21 protein-coding genes are annotated in these 19,064 nt (G+C 40.3%); 13 read left to right on the forward strand and 8 right to left on the reverse strand.

Annotated features, from left to right (window positions below):
- Nucleotides 1-96 precede the first annotated feature (96 nt).
- A complete protein-coding gene (ald, locus tag HUX68_RS17850; protein WP_174616055.1) occupies nt 97-1,212 on the reverse strand; it encodes an alanine dehydrogenase in 1,116 nt (371 codons plus the stop codon).
- Nucleotides 1,213-1,319: 107 nt separating this feature from the next.
- Nucleotides 1,320-2,555, reverse strand: coding sequence for a PucR family transcriptional regulator (locus HUX68_RS17855; protein ID WP_174616056.1), 1,236 nt, complete (start codon nt 2,553-2,555; stop codon nt 1,320-1,322).
- Between the two features lie 183 nt (nt 2,556-2,738).
- On the opposite strand from HUX68_RS17855, the gene HUX68_RS17860 reads away from it, so the two are divergent.
- Nucleotides 2,739-3,821, forward strand: a complete 1,083-nt coding sequence (locus HUX68_RS17860; RefSeq protein WP_174616057.1) for a YkvI family membrane protein — start codon at nt 2,739-2,741, stop codon at nt 3,819-3,821.
- A 43-nt stretch (nt 3,822-3,864) separates the two neighbouring features.
- Here the strand turns inward: HUX68_RS17860 and HUX68_RS17865 are convergent, their stop codons facing one another.
- Complete coding sequence (locus HUX68_RS17865) at nt 3,865-4,719, reverse strand: GNAT family N-acetyltransferase (protein WP_174616058.1); 855 nt, start codon at nt 4,717-4,719, stop codon at nt 3,865-3,867.
- Nucleotides 4,720-5,117: 398 nt separating this feature from the next.
- Here HUX68_RS17865 and HUX68_RS17870 point away from each other — a divergent pair, with 398 nt between their 5' ends.
- The gene (locus HUX68_RS17870; protein WP_425509527.1) at nt 5,118-5,771 is read left to right on the forward strand and encodes a DUF1572 family protein; all 654 of its coding nucleotides are present in this window, start codon (nt 5,118-5,120) and stop codon (nt 5,769-5,771) included.
- A gap of 29 nt (nt 5,772-5,800) precedes the next feature.
- On the opposite strand, the gene HUX68_RS17875 is transcribed toward HUX68_RS17870, so the two are convergent.
- The gene (locus HUX68_RS17875) at nt 5,801-6,991 is read right to left on the reverse strand and encodes a chromate transporter (RefSeq protein ID WP_174616060.1); all 1,191 of its coding nucleotides are present in this window, start codon (nt 6,989-6,991) and stop codon (nt 5,801-5,803) included.
- Between the two features lie 17 nt (nt 6,992-7,008).
- A complete protein-coding gene (locus HUX68_RS17880; protein WP_174616061.1) occupies nt 7,009-7,317 on the reverse strand; it encodes a PadR family transcriptional regulator in 309 nt (102 codons plus the stop codon).
- 488 nt (nt 7,318-7,805) lie between these two features.
- Here HUX68_RS17880 and HUX68_RS17885 point away from each other — a divergent pair, with 488 nt between their 5' ends.
- Entirely contained in the window at nt 7,806-8,321 is a 516-nt protein-coding gene (locus HUX68_RS17885; RefSeq protein WP_174616523.1) for a P-loop NTPase family protein, read from the forward strand.
- Between the two features lie 129 nt (nt 8,322-8,450).
- A complete protein-coding gene (locus HUX68_RS17890) occupies nt 8,451-9,623 on the forward strand; it encodes a hydroxymethylglutaryl-CoA synthase (RefSeq protein WP_174616062.1) in 1,173 nt (390 codons plus the stop codon).
- Nucleotides 9,624-9,721: 98 nt separating this feature from the next.
- On the opposite strand, the gene HUX68_RS17895 is transcribed toward HUX68_RS17890, so the two are convergent.
- Both HUX68_RS17895 and HUX68_RS17900 read right to left on the reverse strand, forming a co-directional pair.
- Nucleotides 9,722-10,582, reverse strand: a complete 861-nt coding sequence (locus HUX68_RS17895; RefSeq protein WP_174616063.1) for a DNA alkylation repair protein — start codon at nt 10,580-10,582, stop codon at nt 9,722-9,724.
- A gap of 78 nt (nt 10,583-10,660) precedes the next feature.
- The gene (locus tag HUX68_RS17900; protein ID WP_174616064.1) at nt 10,661-11,281 is read right to left on the reverse strand and encodes a DUF3298 and DUF4163 domain-containing protein; all 621 of its coding nucleotides are present in this window, start codon (nt 11,279-11,281) and stop codon (nt 10,661-10,663) included.
- A gap of 151 nt (nt 11,282-11,432) precedes the next feature.
- On the opposite strand from HUX68_RS17900, the gene HUX68_RS17905 reads away from it, so the two are divergent.
- The 3 genes from HUX68_RS17905 (at nt 11,433) to rraA (ending at nt 13,684) form a co-directional block, all read left to right on the forward strand.
- Nucleotides 11,433-12,308, forward strand: coding sequence for a DMT family transporter (locus HUX68_RS17905; RefSeq protein WP_174616065.1), 876 nt, complete (start codon nt 11,433-11,435; stop codon nt 12,306-12,308).
- Nucleotides 12,309-12,408: 100 nt separating this feature from the next.
- Nucleotides 12,409-12,963 carry an RDD family protein gene (locus tag HUX68_RS17910; RefSeq protein WP_174616066.1) on the forward strand — a complete coding sequence of 185 codons (555 nt, stop codon included), beginning with the start codon at nt 12,409-12,411 and terminating at the stop codon, nt 12,961-12,963.
- Nucleotides 12,964-13,189: 226 nt separating this feature from the next.
- On the forward strand, nt 13,190-13,684 hold the full coding sequence (rraA, locus tag HUX68_RS17915; RefSeq protein ID WP_174616067.1) for a ribonuclease E activity regulator RraA: 495 nt from the start codon (nt 13,190-13,192) through the stop codon (nt 13,682-13,684).
- Nucleotides 13,685-13,894: 210 nt separating this feature from the next.
- Here rraA and HUX68_RS19345 read toward each other — a convergent pair whose 3' ends face one another.
- Nucleotides 13,895-14,182, reverse strand: coding sequence for a hypothetical protein (locus HUX68_RS19345; RefSeq protein WP_246206784.1), 288 nt, complete (start codon nt 14,180-14,182; stop codon nt 13,895-13,897).
- Here HUX68_RS19345 and HUX68_RS17920 point away from each other — a divergent pair.
- The 6 genes from HUX68_RS17920 to HUX68_RS17945 all read left to right on the forward strand — a co-directional run bounded on the left by HUX68_RS17920 (nt 14,073) and on the right by HUX68_RS17945 (nt 19,036).
- Complete coding sequence (locus tag HUX68_RS17920) at nt 14,073-14,570, forward strand: DUF1385 domain-containing protein (protein ID WP_246206779.1); 498 nt, start codon at nt 14,073-14,075, stop codon at nt 14,568-14,570. The two genes, HUX68_RS19345 and HUX68_RS17920, sit on opposite strands and share 110 nt — an antisense overlap.
- 275 nt (nt 14,571-14,845) lie before the next feature.
- A complete protein-coding gene (locus HUX68_RS17925) occupies nt 14,846-15,979 on the forward strand; it encodes a CAP domain-containing protein (RefSeq protein WP_246206714.1) in 1,134 nt (377 codons plus the stop codon).
- A 131-nt stretch (nt 15,980-16,110) separates the two neighbouring features.
- Nucleotides 16,111-16,461 carry a VOC family protein gene (locus HUX68_RS17930; protein ID WP_174616069.1) on the forward strand — a complete coding sequence of 117 codons (351 nt, stop codon included), beginning with the start codon at nt 16,111-16,113 and terminating at the stop codon, nt 16,459-16,461.
- 163 nt (nt 16,462-16,624) lie between these two features.
- Entirely contained in the window at nt 16,625-17,410 is a 786-nt protein-coding gene (locus tag HUX68_RS17935; RefSeq protein ID WP_217424809.1) for an SDR family oxidoreductase, read from the forward strand.
- 239 nt (nt 17,411-17,649) lie between these two features.
- Entirely contained in the window at nt 17,650-18,096 is a 447-nt protein-coding gene (locus tag HUX68_RS17940) for a YkvA family protein (protein WP_174616071.1), read from the forward strand.
- A 46-nt stretch (nt 18,097-18,142) separates the two neighbouring features.
- Nucleotides 18,143-19,036: a peptidylprolyl isomerase gene (locus tag HUX68_RS17945; RefSeq protein ID WP_174616072.1), complete on the forward strand. Its 894-nt coding sequence runs from the start codon at nt 18,143-18,145 to the stop codon at nt 19,034-19,036.
- Nucleotides 19,037-19,064 lie beyond the last annotated feature (28 nt).

Raw genomic sequence — 19,064 nt, forward strand, 5'->3', positions numbered from 1 at the left:
TAGTCTTTCCAAAAATAGAGAAAATATAATGCTAATAAAAAACACCCTTTGCTAATTTAGCAAAGAGTGTTTTGTTTCAAGATTTACGTTTGATGGTTATTTTAAGGCATCTTCAACAGATACATAGTCAAATCCCAGATCGCGTGCAACGGCTTCGTACGTTACTTTGCCGTTGAGGACGTTCACACCGGTTTTGATTGCCGCATTGTTTTTGATTGCTTCTTCGGCCCCTTTTGCCGCGATTTTTTCAGCATATGGAACAGTTACATTTGTCAGGCCGATTGTTGCTGTACGCGGAACTGCGCCGGGAATATTTGCAACTGCATAGTGAAGCACATCATGTTTTACATAAATCGGATCATCGTGTGTTGTCACATGGTCAACCGTTTCGAAGTTTCCACCTTGGTCAATCGCAACGTCGACAATTACAGATCCCGGCTGCATGGATTTGACCATTTCTTCTGAGACGAGTTTTGGTGCCTTTGCACCAGGGATCAGCACAGAACCAATTACCATATCAGAACCTTTAACGGATTCCGCAATATTTACCGGGTTCGACATAAGTGTTTGAGCACTTGAACCGAACATTTCCTCTAATTGACGTAAGCGGTTCGGATCCAAATCAAGGATGGTTACATCTGCGCCAAGACCTGCTGCGATACGTGCCGCACTCGTACCAACCATGCCGCCGCCAATTACCGTAACTTTTCCGCGGTTGACACCGGGGAGTCCGCTCAGCAGAATTCCTTTGCCGCCTTTTACTTTTTCCAGGTACTGTGCACCGATTTGTGCAGCCATTCTGCCGGCAACTTCGCTCATTGGTGTCAGGAGCGGCAATGTGTTGTTGAGAGTGATGGTTTCATAGGCAATCGCCGTAACCCCTTTTTCAACCAAAGCTTTCGCCAGTTTCGGCTCGTTTGCCAGATGAAGATATGTGAAGAGAATCAGTCCTTCACGGAAGTAATCAAATTCGGATTCAAGCGGTTCTTTAACTTTCATGATCATTTCAGATCTTTTCCATACGTTCGAAGCGCTTTCAACAACTTCAGCACCGGCTTCTTTATATTCATCATTTGTAAAGCTGCTGCCAAGACCAGCATCAGCCTCGACCAATACGTTATGTCCGGCTTTTGTCAAGTGCACGACACCTGCTGGTGTGATCGCAACACGATTTTCATTATTTTTAATTTCTTTAGGAATACCGATAATCATTTACAACATCCCCTTTAATAATTTGAGTATAGTATTCATTATACACGTTGTTGCACAACTAATCTTCATTTGGAAATCTAAATGAAATCTATCCGTTTTGTTAAAAATCACAAACGATTCATTTCCATTTTATCCACGAGCAAATCAAGGTACAGAGTCATTTTCTGATTGTAATTCCGTAAGTCGATATGACCGATTTCTGTAATCCGTTTCAGCCGGTAATTCAGGGTATTGATATGAATATGCAATAATTGGGAAGCTTTATGAACGTTACAGTCACATTCCAAAAATTTTTCCAGGGAAACCAGCATTTCTGACCGGTGTTTCTTATCGTATTCCTTCAACTGTTCAAGTGATTCATTATGATAGGCATAACGGGTTCTGAGTTTGCGGATTTCATTTATAAATTGAAAAACTCCAAGGTCATGATAGCCGTATGTGTCCTGCAGGTTTTCGGGGAATTGTTCCTTCAGTTCCAGTACCTTTAATGCTTGTTTATAGCTGTCTGTGATATGCTCGGGGGAATCATACGTCAGTCCGAATGCTCCTTTAATCGGTTTAATGTGCAGTCTTTCCTCCATTTTATGAATAAAATCTGCTGTAAAATCATGAAACGAGTCTTTCATTGTTCCGAGTTGTGTAAGCATAATCAGCTGATTTTGGTCAAATAAACGAAAAATCACCCGAGCCTGCTGCAGAGTTTCGGTTAAATAATAGGCATGCCGCTCCATCATCTCCGAAATATCCGTATCAAATTCCATCAGTGTGATACTCATATGACCGTTTAATTCCATTCCAAATCGTTTTGCCTGACGCTCAATGTCCGCTCTGTTACGGACATTTCCTGATAACAGCTGCCAAAAAAATTCCTTGTAGCTTTCCTCGGAATTCCGTTGTTTCGGCTGATGCTGAAGCAGATAGTTTTTGGCGAGCTGGGCTGCTTCCTTCAATATTTGAATCGTGTTTTCATCGACTGTGTCATCGTTCGTCTGAGCCCAGATGAACCCCAGTATAACTTGATTTTTGCGTACGGAAACAGCAATACGCCGACCGAGTCCTACTGATTCAACAGGTGGCACAATTACAGGCTCATCACTTTCAAAGAGTTTAGCCATCACACCGTTTTTCCAAAGACTGTTAATGACCTTGTCAGGGACTTTTCTTCTGACAATTGTGGCCACCCTGGCATCATCGACATTCGCTTCATGCTTACTGTATGAGATCAGTCTGTGATTGGAATCCTCGATGGTAACCGGGCACTTCAGAATATCGCTGATACGGTCTGCCAGCCCCTCAGGTGAGTGGACATCCCGGGAAAATCCACGCTTATCTGATGAATGCATACGATTTCTCCTTCACGTTACTTCATTATTTAATTCAAGGATATCACAAAATAAAGGCAAAGTATTGTTTGTGTATTTAAACAAATTTTTAGATTTATGTTGTTAAATGTTACTAAACATTTGTTTGACTTTTTATGCTATACTATTTTACAGTCACAGCATAGACAAACTAAGGAGGATAACATGAAACGTATTCTGCAGATTGGAAGCGCTTTTATGGGTGTTATCATTGGTGCCGGTTTAGCTTCCGGTCAAGAGATTCTACAATATTTTACCAGTTTTGGATATATGGGAATTATCGCAACCATTATCTCAACCGCATTATTCGCGTATCTAGGATTTATTCTGGCAAGGCTCGGCAGCCGTATGAAAGCCACTTCACATAAAGAGGCCATCTATAAAGTAAGCGGGTGGAAGTGGCTTGGTCTGATTGTCGACTATATCATTATTTTTACCCTGTTCGGTGTAGGAGTTGTTATGATTGCCGGGGCAGGTTCCATTTTCAGCCAGCAGTTTGGACTTCCATCTGCTGCCGGTATTCTGGTTATGAGTATACTGGTAGTAATTACGATTATGATGAATATCGATGCTGTTGAGAAAGTAATCGGAAGTATTACACCGTTTTTGATACTGTCGGTGATTGGTGTTTCGATCTACAGTATTCTAACGATGGAATTGTCTTTTGCAGACCTTGAACCGGTTGCAGCCGGATTAACATCATCATTGCCGAATTGGTTTATCTCGGGTATTAATTATGCTTCATTTAATATTGCAGTCGGTGCTTCAATGGCACTTCTGATGGGTGGTAATGAAGATGATGAAAAAACCGCTTCAATCGGCGGACTCGTCGGCGGTCTTGGGATTGGTGCTATAATTGTACTGAGTAACTTGGCTATCTTCTCTAAAATTGACACGGTCGCTGATGCAGCCATGCCAATGCTGAAGCTGGTGAACGATATTTCACCGGTATTGGGATTTGTGTATGCAGTCATCCTGTTCGGCATGGTTTTCAACACTGCAATTGGAATGTTTTTTGCTTTTGCAGCGCGCTTTACGGATGTTGGTACGAGTAAACATAAAATTTTTGTTATCATAACAGGGATTGCAGCCTTCATCCTCAGCTTTGTCGGCTTTACAGACTTGGTTGCATTGTTCTATCCATTAATTGGTTATTTAGGACTCTTCTTGATTTTTGCACTTATTATTGCACCGTTTAGAATTTCATCAATAAAACAGGATGCGCAGTCTTCACGTGAAAGTGCATGATTTAAAAAGCGGTTTGCCGTATTGGCAGGCCGCTTTTTCGATTTTATCTGCTTATCCCGTGTAAAATCCATGGTGACTCCAATATGAAATCATGATCGGCCGGTAAAGTTTGTACTTCTTCTTTCGTCAAATCCATCCATATATACGTTTCTTCACCAGTTTGTTTTGCAAGCTGCCTGTAGTCACGGCTGATCGTTTCCCAGAGACCCTTCTGATCCGTCAGGTCGGACCATGGATAAATCGCATGCAGATAATGATGTTTTTTCTGATCCGGTTTCGTTATTAAAAATCTGGATGCATCCGCGTTTTCATAAAACGTCCACATATGTAATTCACTGTCCTGGAAAAGTTCCACAGTAGCAGGGAACGGATAATAACATTCATACGGAAAAACGTTTCCCGGTTGTATGAATGTGTGGTCGAGCCATTTTTTCTTACGTTCCAGATCTGTAATCGGCTTCCATGGCACAGCTCCCGATTCCAGCATGGATGTATCCTTTGTCAGCGCGCCGTAAAGCATCGTGTGTTTGGTGAGGCCTATTTTTTTCATCACCCGGCGTGCAGGCAAATTTTCCTCTTGTGTATTCGCGCCAACCCACTGGATTCTTTCATCCCGGAATGCTTCATCTTTCATGTAGGACATAATTTCGGATGCCAACCCTTTCTTTTTGTAACGGCGGTCTGTCCGGATTCTGCCGAGCATTGCATAGGATCCCGCGTAAATCGAAATTCCTCCGACACTTACTAGATTTTCATCAAGAAATAAGCCGTATAAACGGTTCGGCTTTTGTGTCAGGCGGTCAAACACCCGTATCACGTAATCGTTCTCGATTCCAGTGTCCATATCTTTCAAAAGCTGCAGATCGTCACCCTGTAAAACTCGAATCGCATAACTCATATTCCATCACCCTATTCTTTTAGCTGTGTTATGAATAATGCATTATTCATAACTACTATCGGTTTCAGATTGGGAAAAGGGGCATTCAATCTGAAATTGTTTTGGCAGATAGGAAAGTTTTAAAATTTTCCTATCTGCATAAGTGCAACTATGGCTGTCACCTAAAGGCTTGATGACAACCAGGTTTTCTAATATTTGTTAGATTACTAGCCTTGCAAAAATTACTTTACCATAAGAGGAAATTGTTTGAAAATAACTGGATTTTAGCAGGATTATTAGTCATGAAAAGCGAAATAAGTATCGTGATGGGCGTATACGTTAGTCGCGCGGCAAACACGAAAGTTTGATTATTTGGTTCGATCGGGGGTTGCATTTTTTGCGTAAAGAGGTGAAGCCTGATGTCAGTCTATGAAACACTGGTTTTGATGCTATCCTTTGGGACACTTCTGGTATACATTTTGAGGTCTAAGAAAAAGAAAGCACTGTCAAGAGGAGGAAAATCTATGAAATTAGAAAAAATGTATCTTCAGGTTATTAGAAGCAGATTTACTGATATGAAAAAGCAGGGTGATAAAACGATTAACCGGCTTTCGGATGAGGAGATTCACTGGACATATAACGATGTATCTAACAGTGTTGCGGTTCTTGTAAAACATTTAAACGGCAATATGGTATCCAGGTGGACTGGTTTGCTGAATTCTGATGGTGAAAAGGGGTATCGGAACCGGGAGCAGGAATTTGAAGACGATAATACTTCCAAACAGGAGATCGTTTATGCATGGGAAAAAGGCTGGGAAACATTTTTTGGCACGTTGGATAGTTTAAAGGAAGATGATTTACTGAAGAATATTTATATCCGTGGCGAAAAACATACGGTGCTTGAGGCGATTGAGCGGCAAATGGCTCATTATGCTTCCCATGTCGGTCAAATTATATATATAGGAAAACAGTTGAAAGGTGACGATTGGGAAAGTCTCAGTATTCCAAAAGGGGAGTCACAACGATACTTGGATGATATGTTAAAAAAACACGATAAAGAAAAAAGAAGTTGATTTCCGGCAGCAGAAATCAACTTCTTTTTTTATCCAATATATGAAATTAGCATTCCGCCAAATGCACCAGTTATAACAATAAGCCAAGGCGGTAACTTCCAGTAGACCAGCATGCTGAACAGAATCGCAGCAAGTGCAAAGTCAATCGCAGTTGTAATGGAGCTGGTCCAAATTGGTGAATACAATGCTGATATAAGGATCCCGACAACAGATGCATTCACACCGATCAATGCTCCTCTGATTTTTGGATTGCTTCGTAATGCATCCCAGAAAGGAAGCGTACCCAGAATAAGCAGGAAGGCAGGCAGGAAGATTGCAGCCATTCCGAACAAACCACCTTGCCAGCCGTTTATAACCGCACCAATATAAGCTGCAAATGTAAACAGTGGGCCAGGAACGGCTTGTGCTGCTCCATAACCGGCAAGAAACTCTTGTTCACTCAGCCACCCGGCAGGTACAAATTCCTGTTCAAGTAAAGGCAGGACAACATGCCCGCCGCCAAATACGAGTGATCCGGAGCGGTAAAAACTGTCAAATAATGCAATCCACTCAACCTTTGTTAAGTTAGCTAAAACCGGCAACGTAACCAGCAGTACAAAAAATATGGATAGACAAATTGCACCCAACTTTTTGGAAACCGGGAAATGTGATACTTTTGATTCTTTGTCATCGGTAGATTGCTGTTTGAACAGAATGAACCCAATCATTCCACCGATTACAATCACCGCAATCTGTGTAAACGCTGTGTGCCACAATAACGTGATAACCAGTGCAATCAGTGCAATCGTTTTTCGCTGTATATCAGGGGTCAGTTTTTTTGCCATATTTAAAACGGCCTGTGCCACTACAACAACAGCAACAATTTTTAATCCGTCAATCCAGCCGGCATTCTGCAAATCAAAAGTGTGAAGCAGGGATGCGAAAATAATCAATGCTATAACGGATGGCAGTGTAAATCCGATAAATGAGGTGACCCCCCCGAGAACACCGCCTCGTTTTACACCAATTCCTATGCCGACCTGGCTGCTGGCGGGTCCAGGCAGAAACTGACACAGTGCAATCAAGTCAGCATAACTTTCTTCATCCATCCATTTTCGTTTCTTGATGTATTCATCATGAAAATACCCCAAATGTGCAATTGGTCCACCGAAAGAAGTGAACCCGAGCTTGGTCGAAACCATTAATATTTCCAGCAGTGATTTAAGTTTGTTCTCCTTCATGCGGGTGTAAGCCTCCCTTAGTCTTTAATTTCTTTAAACAATTCATATGCCTTGTCCCTTGCCTGATCTAAAATAACTTCGCCTTTTTCTGTTGCTGTGTAATATTTACGTATTTTGCCATCCACGTTACGATCTTCCTTCAGCAAAAGACCATCCGCTTCCATATTGTGAAGAATAGGGTATAATGTTCCAGCGCTGATGTCATACCCGTGCTCCTTCAGTTCATCAAGCATCCAAACACCATATATTGGGTGCTCCAATGCATGGTGCAAAATATGAATCTGAATAAACCCGAGGAAAAGTTTTCGCAGGATTCGATCCTCCAATGTTGTCACCTCTTTTTGCTATCGAATTTCAATATCGAAAGTCTATATTGATAAAATAGCATGCTGAAAAAGGGAGTGCAATAGGAGAAGCTGATAATTTACAATAACTTAATAATCGTGCGCAGAAGGATTTGAAAAATATCACGACTCCGAGAGTTAGAGGCCAACTTCAAGAGTTAGGGGTACGACTTCGAGAGTTAGAGGCCAACTTCAAGAGTTAGAGGGTCGACTTCAAGAGTTAGGGGAGCAACTTCAAGAGTTAGAGGTACGACTTCGGGAGATAGAGGGCCAACTTCAAGAGTTAGCGGGCTGCCTTCCAGAATCACAAGACCAGTTTCAAGGGTTTGAGAGCTATCCTCAAAGTTTTCAAACCGACTGGTCACAAATAACACCGCTCATTCAGAAGAGTTAATATGAAACTGCTATCGCGCCTGGATTGCGTATGGTATGATGGACTATGTCTAAAATCGGTGGGGGCTGGTATTATGATGAAACGAATCATGGTGATGGGTGTCTCGGCAGGTGCTGGTAAGTCAACGTTTGCCAGAAAACTTGGTGAAAAATTGGACATTGATGTGTATCATCTTGATGCCTATTTTTGGAAGCCGAATTGGGTCCAAGCGTCCACTGAGGAGTTCCGCGAAAGCAATCGCAAAATAGCTGATCAGGATAAATGGATCATCGAGGGAAACTACAGCACCACGTATGACATACGGGCACCACGGGCAGATACCATTATTTATTTGGAATTGCCACTGATAATTTGCTTGTACCGCGTGGTTAAGCGTTGGCTGACAAACATTGGCAACACCCGCCCGGATATGGGCCCCGGCTGCACGGAAAAGCTGGACTACCAATTTATAAAATTCATCGTAACAACCTACCACAAACGCAAGAAAAAGATGCGTACCAGATTCCGGGAATTCCAGAGTGCAGGGGGCCCTAGCAAGAAAGTCATCGTGCTAAGGGGACGAAAAGCAATTCAAGAATATTTTACCAACTGAATTCCGTCCGAATTGATTTCATTAAAAGATTGTATTATTATGTAGTTTATTGATTTTCTATACGTTTAAATTCGCGCTTATTGAAAAAGCTAACTTATACAATTCACTGTCAGGAAAAGGGGAAGAATGTTGAAAATAGGAATAGATAAAATAGGATTTTACACGCCGCATCTGTATGTTGATATGAACGAACTCGCTGTCAGCAGAGACATTGACCCGGGAAAATTCACCATCGGAATTGGCCAGGAAAAAATGGCAGTTCCGCCGGTTACGCAAGATTCTGTGACACTGGCTGCCAATGCCGCACTCGAGATATTGGATGAAGCCGATAAAGAGCAGATTGACTTTGTTATTTTTGGAACTGAAACAGGAGTGGACAGTTCCAAGTCGGCAGCAGTTTACGTACATGAACTGCTTGGAATTAACCTGAATGCGCGTGCAATCGAAGTGAAGCAGGCTTGCTACGGCGCAACGGCAGCCATCCAGATGGCCAAAGGACACATCGGACTGAACCCGGAAAGCAAGGTGCTCGTACTTGGCTCAGACATTGCCAGGTACGGACTGAATACGTCAGGTGAAGCAACACAGGGAGCGGGCGCTGTTGCACTGACCATCAGTGCGAACCCGGGCATCCTGGAACTTGAGGAAAAATCCGCCTACATGACCGCTGATATAATGGATTTCTGGCGTCCGGTCTATTCGGACAAGGCATTTGTCGACGGGAAATTATCGAACGAACAATACATTGAGTTTTTTGCCAAAATATGGAAGCAGTATAAGGAAAAATCAGATCTTGACCTGGAAGATTTTGAAGCCATCACGTTCCACTTGCCATACACCAAAATGGGAAAAAAAGCATTGAAACCCTTTTTGGCTGATGCACCAGAGGATGTTCAGGAGCGGCTGAAAGCAAATTATCAGGTCAGCACCAACTACAACAGGAATGTCGGAAACATTTATACCGGTTCACTGTATCTCAGCCTGCTTTCCTTACTGGAACAAAAAGAGGATCTTGAACCAGGTTCACGAATCGGACTGTTCAGCTATGGATCCGGTGCTGTAGCTGAGTTCTTTACCGGCATCCTACAGCAAAACTACCGTGATTATCTGAAAACAGAAAATCACAATAAAATGTTCACATCACGTAAAGAAGTGACCGTGCCGGAATATGAAGCAATTTTTGAAGAAACACTACCAACTGACGGTTCAACCGTAAAGCTGGATATTGAGATGGATCCGGCAAAAATATGTCTGGCAGGCATTACGGAAAACATGCGCCAGTACGTGAATAAAGTAAAATAGCGAAAAAAAAGCAATCTTCCGGAGTTATTATGGAAGGTTGCTTTTTTACGTTGGAAATTTCCTAACACGAAAGAGTAATATATAAAAAATAATAATTTTTACGATATATGGTCTGGCTCCCCTTGAGTGCTGCATGGAAGTTCAGGAATAAATTTCGTATAACAACCCCGGATACTTCTTCTCAATTTTATTGTATGTGATTTAACAGCCCGCTTCACTTTATTTCTGTCGTCTTCAAGCAAAATCTGGAAAACATCCTTACATTCACATATATGTTTCATGCCTTCAGCTGCTGAAAAGATTTTGGCAACATTCCAGCGGGCGTATTCATCATCCATCTTTATCCAGTTGTCTAACCGAGCCAGCGTACTTTCCGGATAATAGCGCAAGAGACCATCGCCAATCGCGAACTGGCCAAGGTTCTTTTTTACATAACTGTCGCTGTCGGTCAGCAGCTGTTCAACGAGATCGAGTAATGGTTCCGCATATTCCCGGTTCCGCGTTTTGCCGGCGTACTTTGCTGCAAGCGCTGCGGCGCGGCGGACATTGCCGGATTTATCAGCAGTCCAATTCATCATTTCATTATAAAATGATCCGAAATAATTAGACAGAATATCACCGCAAGCGCCTGCTGCCCATTCCCGGACTTCCCAGTTCTCATCATCGGCAAGTATTCGCAGCTTTTCTGAAACATGTACCGGATTAATTTCATAAACTTTACCAAGCAGGTGGGCGGCAATTTCTTTTGCTGCTGAATCGTTTGTATCTGCCAGCCCGACCGCAATATCCAAAATTTCTTGTTTCGTATTAACTTCAGTTAACACTGCTTTCACCGCTTTATTTTTAACAGCAGTTTTGGGCGCGTTTCGTGCGCCGGTTCCGAGTTTATTAAGTATTTCGGGAGCTTTCGTAAAATGATGCTGTTTTAATTCATATACAAAGGCATTTATTGTGTCCATCCTATCCATCCCATTCACGTTTATCAATATACCGTTATTATGATGGAATGATTTTCCGTTGTCTACTATGTCTGAAAATTAATTATTTATCAGCATCGGAGCAAGCGGTCCATCCTCGTTAATGATATCCTCGATGGAATAGACGGAAATAGGGAACATCGGAAATCCAAATACGTATGGCGTAATTTCATAAAGCTGAAAATAGATAACAAGTGTTTTATCGGCAATGTAAAAATCCTGATTCGGTTTGATGGTAACCGTCTCCTCAAACGTATCAATGTTCCGTTCCTGAATCTGTTCATTAATTAACTCTGACAACCGCTCCACATAATTACTCCCTGGCTTAAACAGATCCGGCAACTCGCAGCGTTTCCGGTGGTCCAAATCAAAAGTCAGTGACCGGATATATGTCATCCCATGTGCAGCCTGGTAATGATAGGCATAGTTGGACAACGTTAAGCTTAGTACATCACGCTGATTATTTTTTATTTCAAAAGATCCGTCCATTTCCACAAGTGTTGTCGGCATTTCATCTTTTTGCATGTCAATGAGCTGCTGCGTTTCATGAATTATTGACCTGTTTATAAAACGCTCCATCGATTGATCCCACATTCCGAAAACCTGTGGATAGAACACCTGAATTTCCGGTCCATTGTTTATTCTGACAGCCTCAATATTAACTGGTAGTGATACTGGCATACTTTTCACCCTTTACTGGTTTTATGCCCATTGTATTCACGGAAGATTGGAATGTGCTTTAAAGTCAAAAGTCCTTTTGTCTGCATGTATTATACTGCTGCTGTAAATCTGTTAGAGTATAGGGTAGTTTGATTGATTGCGAGTGATTTTTATGATTTATCCATACATAATAATTGTTTTTGCTGTTGTTTTCTATGCTGGAAACATTCTTACCGGAAAAGCTATCAACGAGTTGCCCCCGTTTACGATTGCCTTTTTCAGACTGGTCGTTGCGACTCTGGTGTTGCTGCCGTTGGGTATCCGTAGTGCATGGCGATATCGACACCAGTTTTTGGAGTATAAAAAAGCCTTTTTATTTATGATGATAACCGGGGTTACATTTTTTAATACGTTCATTTACGGTGCACTGCAATTCACCACTTCGACCAATGTTTCCGTACTGGAGACTGTTATTCCAGTTGTAACAGTTATGCTAAGTGCCTATTTGTTGAAAGAAAAATTGCGTACTATTCAGAAGACCGGGGTTCTGCTGTCGCTATTTGGTGCCATTTGGGTCGTCATGGACGGAAACATATTTCAATTGGCTTCCATGGACTGGAATGTCGGGGATGGTATCATGGTTGGGGCCATCGTATCATGGGCGATTTATTCGATTTTGGTGAAAAAATATTTGCACCTTTTCCCGCAATTTGGCGTGCTATTCGTCATGAGCGGGATATCTGTTATTATTCTGCTTCCTTTTGTCATTGTGGAATGGATTGTTACCGGGACATCCTTTGGACAGTTTACAACTCATAACATTACGGGATTAGTGTATCTCGGCATTTTCCCGTCGTTTATCGCCCTGGTTTTCTACAACCGTGCCGTGTCGCTGCTTGGTGCATCGCAGGCATCTGTGTTTTTGAATTTCCTGCCTGTTGTCACAATGACCGGGGCATATTTATGGCTTGATGAGACGATCACGTTGATGAAAATTGTAGGGGCGCTGCTGGTTATTGGTGGGGTTATTCTGACTACAAGGAAATAGCAAAAGAAATTTCCTTAATATTCTGTTTCTGAAAGTGTTTTAGTATATAATGGTTTATGGAAGGTATACCGTCGGGCAAATACAGATAGGGGTGCATGTGATGGGAAGTTATGCAGGTGTTATTAAACGAATGGCAGCGTGGTTTATTGATTATCTCTTAATCATAACCTACGCCGCTTTATTGTTTGGGATAGCTTCAATCGTTTACATTTTATTTTTCGATGGATTACCTGATACAGGACGCGTGGCAGATGAACTGATTGCCTTTTTTACATTAGTATTCCCTGTATTTTTATACTTCTTCATAACTGAATCCGGAATAAAGCATTCAACTATTGGTAAGCGTAAAATGAAGATCTGGATAGCAGCGACTAATGGGAGTTCCCCAACCTTATTCCAGGTGATCCTGAGAAATGTCGTTAAACTATTACCATGGCAGGTGGCACACACGTTTATTTTTACCGGAATGCATAATGATTGGCAAATTTCAGCTTTTACATGGATTATCGTTGTGATGTTCTGCTATGTTCTGACAATCACATCTTTCTTACTCCTCTGTTTCCGCAAAGATCACCGCGCTGTTCATGATATACTGGCCGATACGGTTGTATTGTCCGATTCACAGAAAAAAACAAAGGTATTCGGCTATGATTAACTAAAAATCTTCAGGAAACCTCTGGTATAAAAAATTATATCAAAACAGTCTCTTTTGGGTTATTTTAGTCTTTATAGGGTGCTTTCCGGTTAAAAGATCAGCGCTTATTTTCATTAAAGACAATACCATAAGACAGATTCCGGAATACAGTAAAATTTTTTAAAGGGATTCTAGGAATGAATGTTGAATTAAATTAGCATAGAAGAAACATTAGGAGGGATCGGCTTTGTTAGACTTTAAAACTACTGATTTATGCGACGACTATTCAGATTCATTACAAATTAGCAATATTGCATTCCGTTCTTTTGGAAAAAACACGCGTTTTTCAGGGAAAATTGAAACTGTAAATGTGTATGAGGATAACGTGATCATAGTGGAAGCACTTGAAAATGTACCAGAAGGCTCCGTCATCGTTGTAAACGGTGGTGGTTCTAATCGATGCGCACTTCTCGGTGATCGTTTAGCAGGCATCGCGCAATCAAGAAAGCTATCAGGCATTATTATAAACGGTTATGTTAGAGACTCTGTTGATCTTGCTAAAATAGACGTTGGCATTCTTGCATTAGGAACACATCCACTAAAAAGCAAAAAAAATGGCACTGGCGAACGTGATAGCATTCTTCATTTTGGTGGAGTCGACTGGAGGCCCAAAGAATATGTTTATGCGGATGAGGACGGGGTTATTATTTCTAAACAACCTCTTTTAACCGATTATACATAGGACCAAACGGGGAAAATCAACTTTGGTAATAATCCGTAACAACCTAGAATTCTTTTTTGTTACTGTCCATCCTCCCCAAATTAGAATATATGGTAAAATGGTTGTAGATATATAGAAGTGACGTGTGACCTATACTAGGGAGGTAAAGACGTTGGAAATACACGGAGGGAGAGCTGGATATAATTCTGTCAGTTTTAAAGGGTCAAATTATCAGTCATTAGCTCGATTCAAGGATGGGGAAATCATAACAGTTACAAGACGGAAGAAAGGTAGAAAGAAACTATTTATTTTTTTCTCCAAGATACCTTTTGTTCGAGCTTTTTCCTTATTATTTGAACTAATAATAGAGTATTGGAAGATATTTTTGTTTTTTATAATAGCTTCGTTTTTGCTGGAATTTTCATTAACCGGAACGTCAAATACAAATTTTTTAGACTCCATTCCAGTTAACACCTTAGTGATGTTGTTTTGCTTCTTTATTATCACTGGTCTTTTCATAAAAATAACTTCCATTGGAAAGTACCATTCTGCAGAACACATGGCTGCCAATGCTTATGACAGGGATTCGAGCTTAACATTGGAAAAAGTGAAGAAACAGCCGAGAACACATAAAAATTGCGGTACGAATCTGGTGGCATCCATTTTCATTTGTTTCTGTATATTTTTCGTGGCATTTGGTGATGCGTTCTGGCTGTTTCTGGTCTCTTGGAGTATTGGATACGAGCTATGGAGGGGTGAACCAAAAATAATTTGGGATGCAATATTCGTAATAGGTAAGGCTGCACAATATCTTCTTTTCACTTCAAAACCAGACGAAAAACATTTACTTGTGGCGATAGAAGCGATTCGAAAGTTGGAAGAGAAAGAATTGGCGAGTGGAAATTAGCATCCTGAAATGGTGAAAGAGCATGTTCAGATTAAATTTAATAGTTAACGATCAAGGAAGCAGTCGCACTGCTTCCTTTAAAAGGTTAAACGCCACATCTAATAGAGTAAATTTGCAGCTATATTTTCATTGGATGGACTTACTTTTTTGATATGACTTGTTAATATTACCTTGCCTTAATTTAAAAATGTTGACTTGTAGTCGGCTTGAGGGTGTAAGCTAATGATATTCGGAAAAGATTCCAATAATGGAACAATTAACTAAGGAGTGTAGTTGTGAAACGGTTTATTTTATTGTTTATGATTATCGTTATTGGTTATGTATCAAAGCCGTTATGGGAAGAGCCGGTTCAACAAATTGTTCCTTCATCTGTGGAGGATTCCATCCACTCTGCAGTTGATTCAATAAAAGATAATCCGGATATCAATTCTGTGATGGATACGTTAAATCAGCACTTGAACACTTTGTTTGCGACCATTGATAATCCGCGGTCAGAGTCAAACGATACAAACGTTAAAACACCGGAATTAACAGCTCCTGAAGATCAACAATTTTCGATTCATAATATTGAAATAGGCGACTCCAGAGCCGAAGTTGAGCAGAAAACCGGGGAGCCGCAACGGTCTTCGGAAAATGGATATGGTGTTAACTGGACAGCTTATCATGATAACTATGAAAACTTTATCATGGTTGCTTATGATGAAAAAAATATCGTCAGCGGCCTTTACACCAATCAGGATTTGATCTCCTCTTCAACAGGAATCGAACAGGGGAGCGCTAAACAGTTGGTTCGGGAGCAACTCGGTACACCTGAGTCAAGTATAAGAAAAGGTTTGACTAACTATAGGATTAACGGCAATGGAGAATATGATGTATTCAGGTTTGATAACAGCTATGTAACGGTTTTTTATGATAAACACGAAAACAATACGGTTGCAGCGATTCAGATTATCGGTGAAAAACTCGAACAAAACAAAAATGCCTTTTACACCGAACCAAGTGAGGAACTAAAAAAAGGCTTGGAATATCAGTTATTTGATTTGACCAACGCATCAAGAGTAAAATACGATCTTCCTATCTTAACATGGGATAATGATGCAAGAGGAACAGCTCGGAAGCATAGCTTGGACATGGCAGAGAATCAGTATTTTTCCCATGTAAATTTACAAGGTCAATCTCCTTTTGACCGTCTGAGGGAGGACAGTATTCGTTTTACTTCGGCCGGTGAGAACCTGGCTTATGGTCAGTTCAGTAGCATCTTTGCCCACCAAGGGCTGATGAATTCCTTGGGGCACAGAAAAAACATTCTCCGGGAAAATTATGAATACCTGGGGGTTGGAGTGGCATTTAATAATGAGTCACAGCCTTATTATACTGAAGTTTTTTATAGTGATCCACCGTTTATGTAGAATTGCAATGAATTGGACAAACTTCCTCTTTGGATTAAGTGTTATAACGATATACCTGATTCAAAGGGGTATATTGAAGATGACTAGCATAAAACTTGTCCAATTTTAAGAGACAACTGGAGGTGGTAAGAATGAAGGTTAAGCGAATTGTTGCTAATGTGGAAACACAAGATGTTACAAAAGCTAAGCACTTTTACGAGGAAGTACTTGGACTTGATCAATTAATGAATATGGATTTTATTGCAACGTACGGATCCCATGAAAAAATGGAAACCCAAATCAGTTTCCTTTCAGAAGGTGGTTCCGGAACACCGGTGCCTGATTTGTCAATTGAAGTTGATGATCTTGATGATGCATTAGCCAGCATAAAAGAAGCAGGAATTCCAGTTGAGTATGGACCGGCTAATGAGCCATGGGGTGTACGCCGTTTTTTTGTCAGGGATCCATTTGGTAAGCTTGTAAATATTTTAATCCATTCATAAAAGAATGGCTTTGATAGATGTACATCTCCATACATAGGCACCATTATAGGATTGTAATAAAGGAAACGCCCGTTTTTTGCTTCCAGGCATCTTTTTTGCGAAATTTAAATGATGGGTATATAATTATTTTGAATTCAAAATAGTTTTGGAAGGAGAGGTAATGATGGGTAGATTAGACGATAAGGTAGTTTTGATTACAGGAGGAGGCTCTGGCTTGGGGCAGATTTCTGCCATACAGGCGGCGAAGGAAGGAGCAAAATTATCCCTGGTCGATGTAAATAAGCAAGGATTGGAAGAAACGAAGGAAAAGGTTCAGGAGATAGTTCCCGAAGCAGAAGTACTATTGATAACGGCTGATGTATCTGATGAAGAATCGGTTAAAAATTATGTCCATGAAACAGTTCAAGCGTATGACAGAATTGATGGCTTTTTCAATAATGCCGGAATTGAAGGAAAGCAGAACCTCACTAGTGACTATGGCGTTGACGAATTCCAAAAGGTAGTCAATATCAACCTGAATGGCGTGTTCTATGGACTTAAATATGTTTTGGAAGTTATGAAAAAGCAAGGTTCCGGATCGGTTGTCAATACAGCTTCTGTCGGCGGGATTCGCGGTGTCGGTAATCAATCAGGATATGCGGCCAGTAAGCATGGGGTCGTTGGACTGACTCGAAATTCCGGAATTGAGTACGGACAATATGGTATCAGCATCAAAGCGATCGCGCCGGGTGCAATAATGACACCAGTGGTTGAAGCATCATTGAAACAAATTGGTGGAGAAGACAATTGGGAAGAAGCCGGAAAAGATTTTGTAAGTTCCAATCCAATGAAACGTTTTGGAAAGCCAGAAGAAGTTGGAAATCTTGTCTCTTTCCTTTTATCAGATGAGGCTGTATTTATCAATGCTGCCGTTATTCCAATTGATGGCGGACAATCGTACCAATACTAAATAAATATTGAAAAAAACAGGCAGAAGAGAATGATACGTTTCTTTTCTGCCGTTTTTATGATAACAGTACATTACACATTTTTACCACATTTGTTACATATCCATTTCAAAATTGTTTACTACTATTAGAATTAGGGTTTCATTGATACCACTTACGATAAAGAAAGGTGATGTATTTTAAATATTACGGTTTATTCCATATAGCGTAGAAAATTACTATTAATCAAGGAGAAGATAACGTGTCAAAGGAAAATGATTACAATAAACAATTAGAGAATTTCGATTCTGCCGAAGCAATTAAAGGAAAGGAAAAACATTTCTCTGAAAATAAATATGTTGCTAAACTTTTTAAATATGCTAAGAAAATGGGAGTCAAAATTTCCTATTACAGCTTGCTTTTATTTTATGGATTTAAAAGTCCCAACACTCCTAAATCAACTAAAGTGACAATAGCAGGTGCGCTGGGATACCTTGTTCTGCCCATTGATGTTGTACCGGACTTCATTCCACTAATTGGATTTGCAGATGATACAATGGTAATGATTTATGCATTATACAAAATAAAAGCCTATATCGATGAGTCGATAAAACAACAAGCACATGAACGGATGAAGAAGATTTTTGGTGAAAATTATGATGAAAATAATGAAATAGAGAAAAGCTTTAAACTAGAAAAAGAGGTCTAGCTAAAGATAATAGTTTATAAATACCGATTGGAGTGTTGTTTCATTCATGAATAAACTAGCCATCGCAGTAACACTTACAGTTGGTGTATTAGGTTTAAGTGCATGCGCTGATAATAGTGGTGCTAAAGATATAGTAGTGGAAACAATTGCAGGAGATATTACCAAAAATGAATTTTATCAAAAATTAAAAGACCAATACGGTGATGTTGTGCTACGAGGAATGGTTACGACAGAAGTTTTAGATGATAAATATGAAGTTTCAAAAGAAGAAATCGATAAAGAAGTAAAAAAAACAAAAGACCAATTGGGTGAACAATTTGAATTAGCACTTCAACAGATGGGCATTAAGGATGAGGATGCATATCGTGAACTCGTACGTAAAAATCTTTTACTGGAACAAGCAATTTACGAAGATGTTAACGTTACAGAAGATGAAATTAAAGAGCAATATGATCGTATGAAAACAGAAGTGCAAGCACAGCATATTTTAGTCGATGATAAGAAAACAGCGAAAGAAATAAAGAACAAGCTTAACAATGGGAAAAACTTCGCTCAATTAGCTAAAGAATATTCCAAGGATAAGTCAAACGCCAGTAAAGGTGGTAAATTAGGTTACTTCTCCGTTGGTGAAATGGCTCCAGCCTTTGAAGATGCTGTATTTAGCATGAAAAAAGGAGAAATCAGTGACCCTGTTCAAACACAATTTGGTTATCACATTATTAAAGTAACTGACAAGCGCGAAAAAGAAAAAGATATTGGTGAATATAAAGATATGAAAGACGACATTCGCCGTCAGATTCGAAATGAAAAAGTTGATCCAGAAAAAGCACAATCTAAAATCCAAGGACTTTTAGATGAAGCAAAAATTGACGTGAAAGATGATCAATTTAAAGACCTTTTTGGAACAGAAGGCAACAAAGAAGAGAATAATGAAAAATAATCATAACAAAAGTGCGAGAGCCTGTTTA

Origin of the sequence: Virgibacillus ihumii (genome assembly GCF_902726655.1) — a bacterium.
Lineage (GTDB): Bacteria > Bacillota > Bacilli > Bacillales > Amphibacillaceae > Lentibacillus > Lentibacillus ihumii.

Coding starts and splice junctions, on each gene's coding strand:
- ald (WP_174616055.1), bottom strand. CDS start 1,212: ATGATTATCGGTATTCCTAAAGAAATTAAAAATAATGAAAATCGTGTT.
- HUX68_RS17855 (WP_174616056.1), bottom strand. CDS start 2,555: ATGCATTCATCAGATAAGCGTGGATTTTCCCGGGATGTCCACTCACCT.
- HUX68_RS17860 (WP_174616057.1), top strand. CDS start 2,739: ATGAAACGTATTCTGCAGATTGGAAGCGCTTTTATGGGTGTTATCATT.
- HUX68_RS17865 (WP_174616058.1), bottom strand. CDS start 4,719: ATGAGTTATGCGATTCGAGTTTTACAGGGTGACGATCTGCAGCTTTTG.
- HUX68_RS17870 (WP_425509527.1), top strand. CDS start 5,118: ATGTCAGTCTATGAAACACTGGTTTTGATGCTATCCTTTGGGACACTT.
- HUX68_RS17875 (WP_174616060.1), bottom strand. CDS start 6,991: ATGAAGGAGAACAAACTTAAATCACTGCTGGAAATATTAATGGTTTCG.
- HUX68_RS17885 (WP_174616523.1), top strand. CDS start 7,806: ATGAAACGAATCATGGTGATGGGTGTCTCGGCAGGTGCTGGTAAGTCA.
- HUX68_RS17895 (WP_174616063.1), bottom strand. CDS start 10,582: ATGGACACAATAAATGCCTTTGTATATGAATTAAAACAGCATCATTTT.
- HUX68_RS17900 (WP_174616064.1), bottom strand. CDS start 11,281: ATGCCAGTATCACTACCAGTTAATATTGAGGCTGTCAGAATAAACAAT.
- HUX68_RS17905 (WP_174616065.1), top strand. CDS start 11,433: ATGATTTATCCATACATAATAATTGTTTTTGCTGTTGTTTTCTATGCT.
- HUX68_RS17910 (WP_174616066.1), top strand. CDS start 12,409: ATGGGAAGTTATGCAGGTGTTATTAAACGAATGGCAGCGTGGTTTATT.
- HUX68_RS19345 (WP_246206784.1), bottom strand. CDS start 14,182: ATGAAAAGACCAGTGATAATAAAGAAGCAAAACAACATCACTAAGGTG.
- HUX68_RS17930 (WP_174616069.1), top strand. CDS start 16,111: ATGAAGGTTAAGCGAATTGTTGCTAATGTGGAAACACAAGATGTTACA.
- HUX68_RS17935 (WP_217424809.1), top strand. CDS start 16,625: ATGGGTAGATTAGACGATAAGGTAGTTTTGATTACAGGAGGAGGCTCT.
- HUX68_RS17945 (WP_174616072.1), top strand. CDS start 18,143: ATGAATAAACTAGCCATCGCAGTAACACTTACAGTTGGTGTATTAGGT.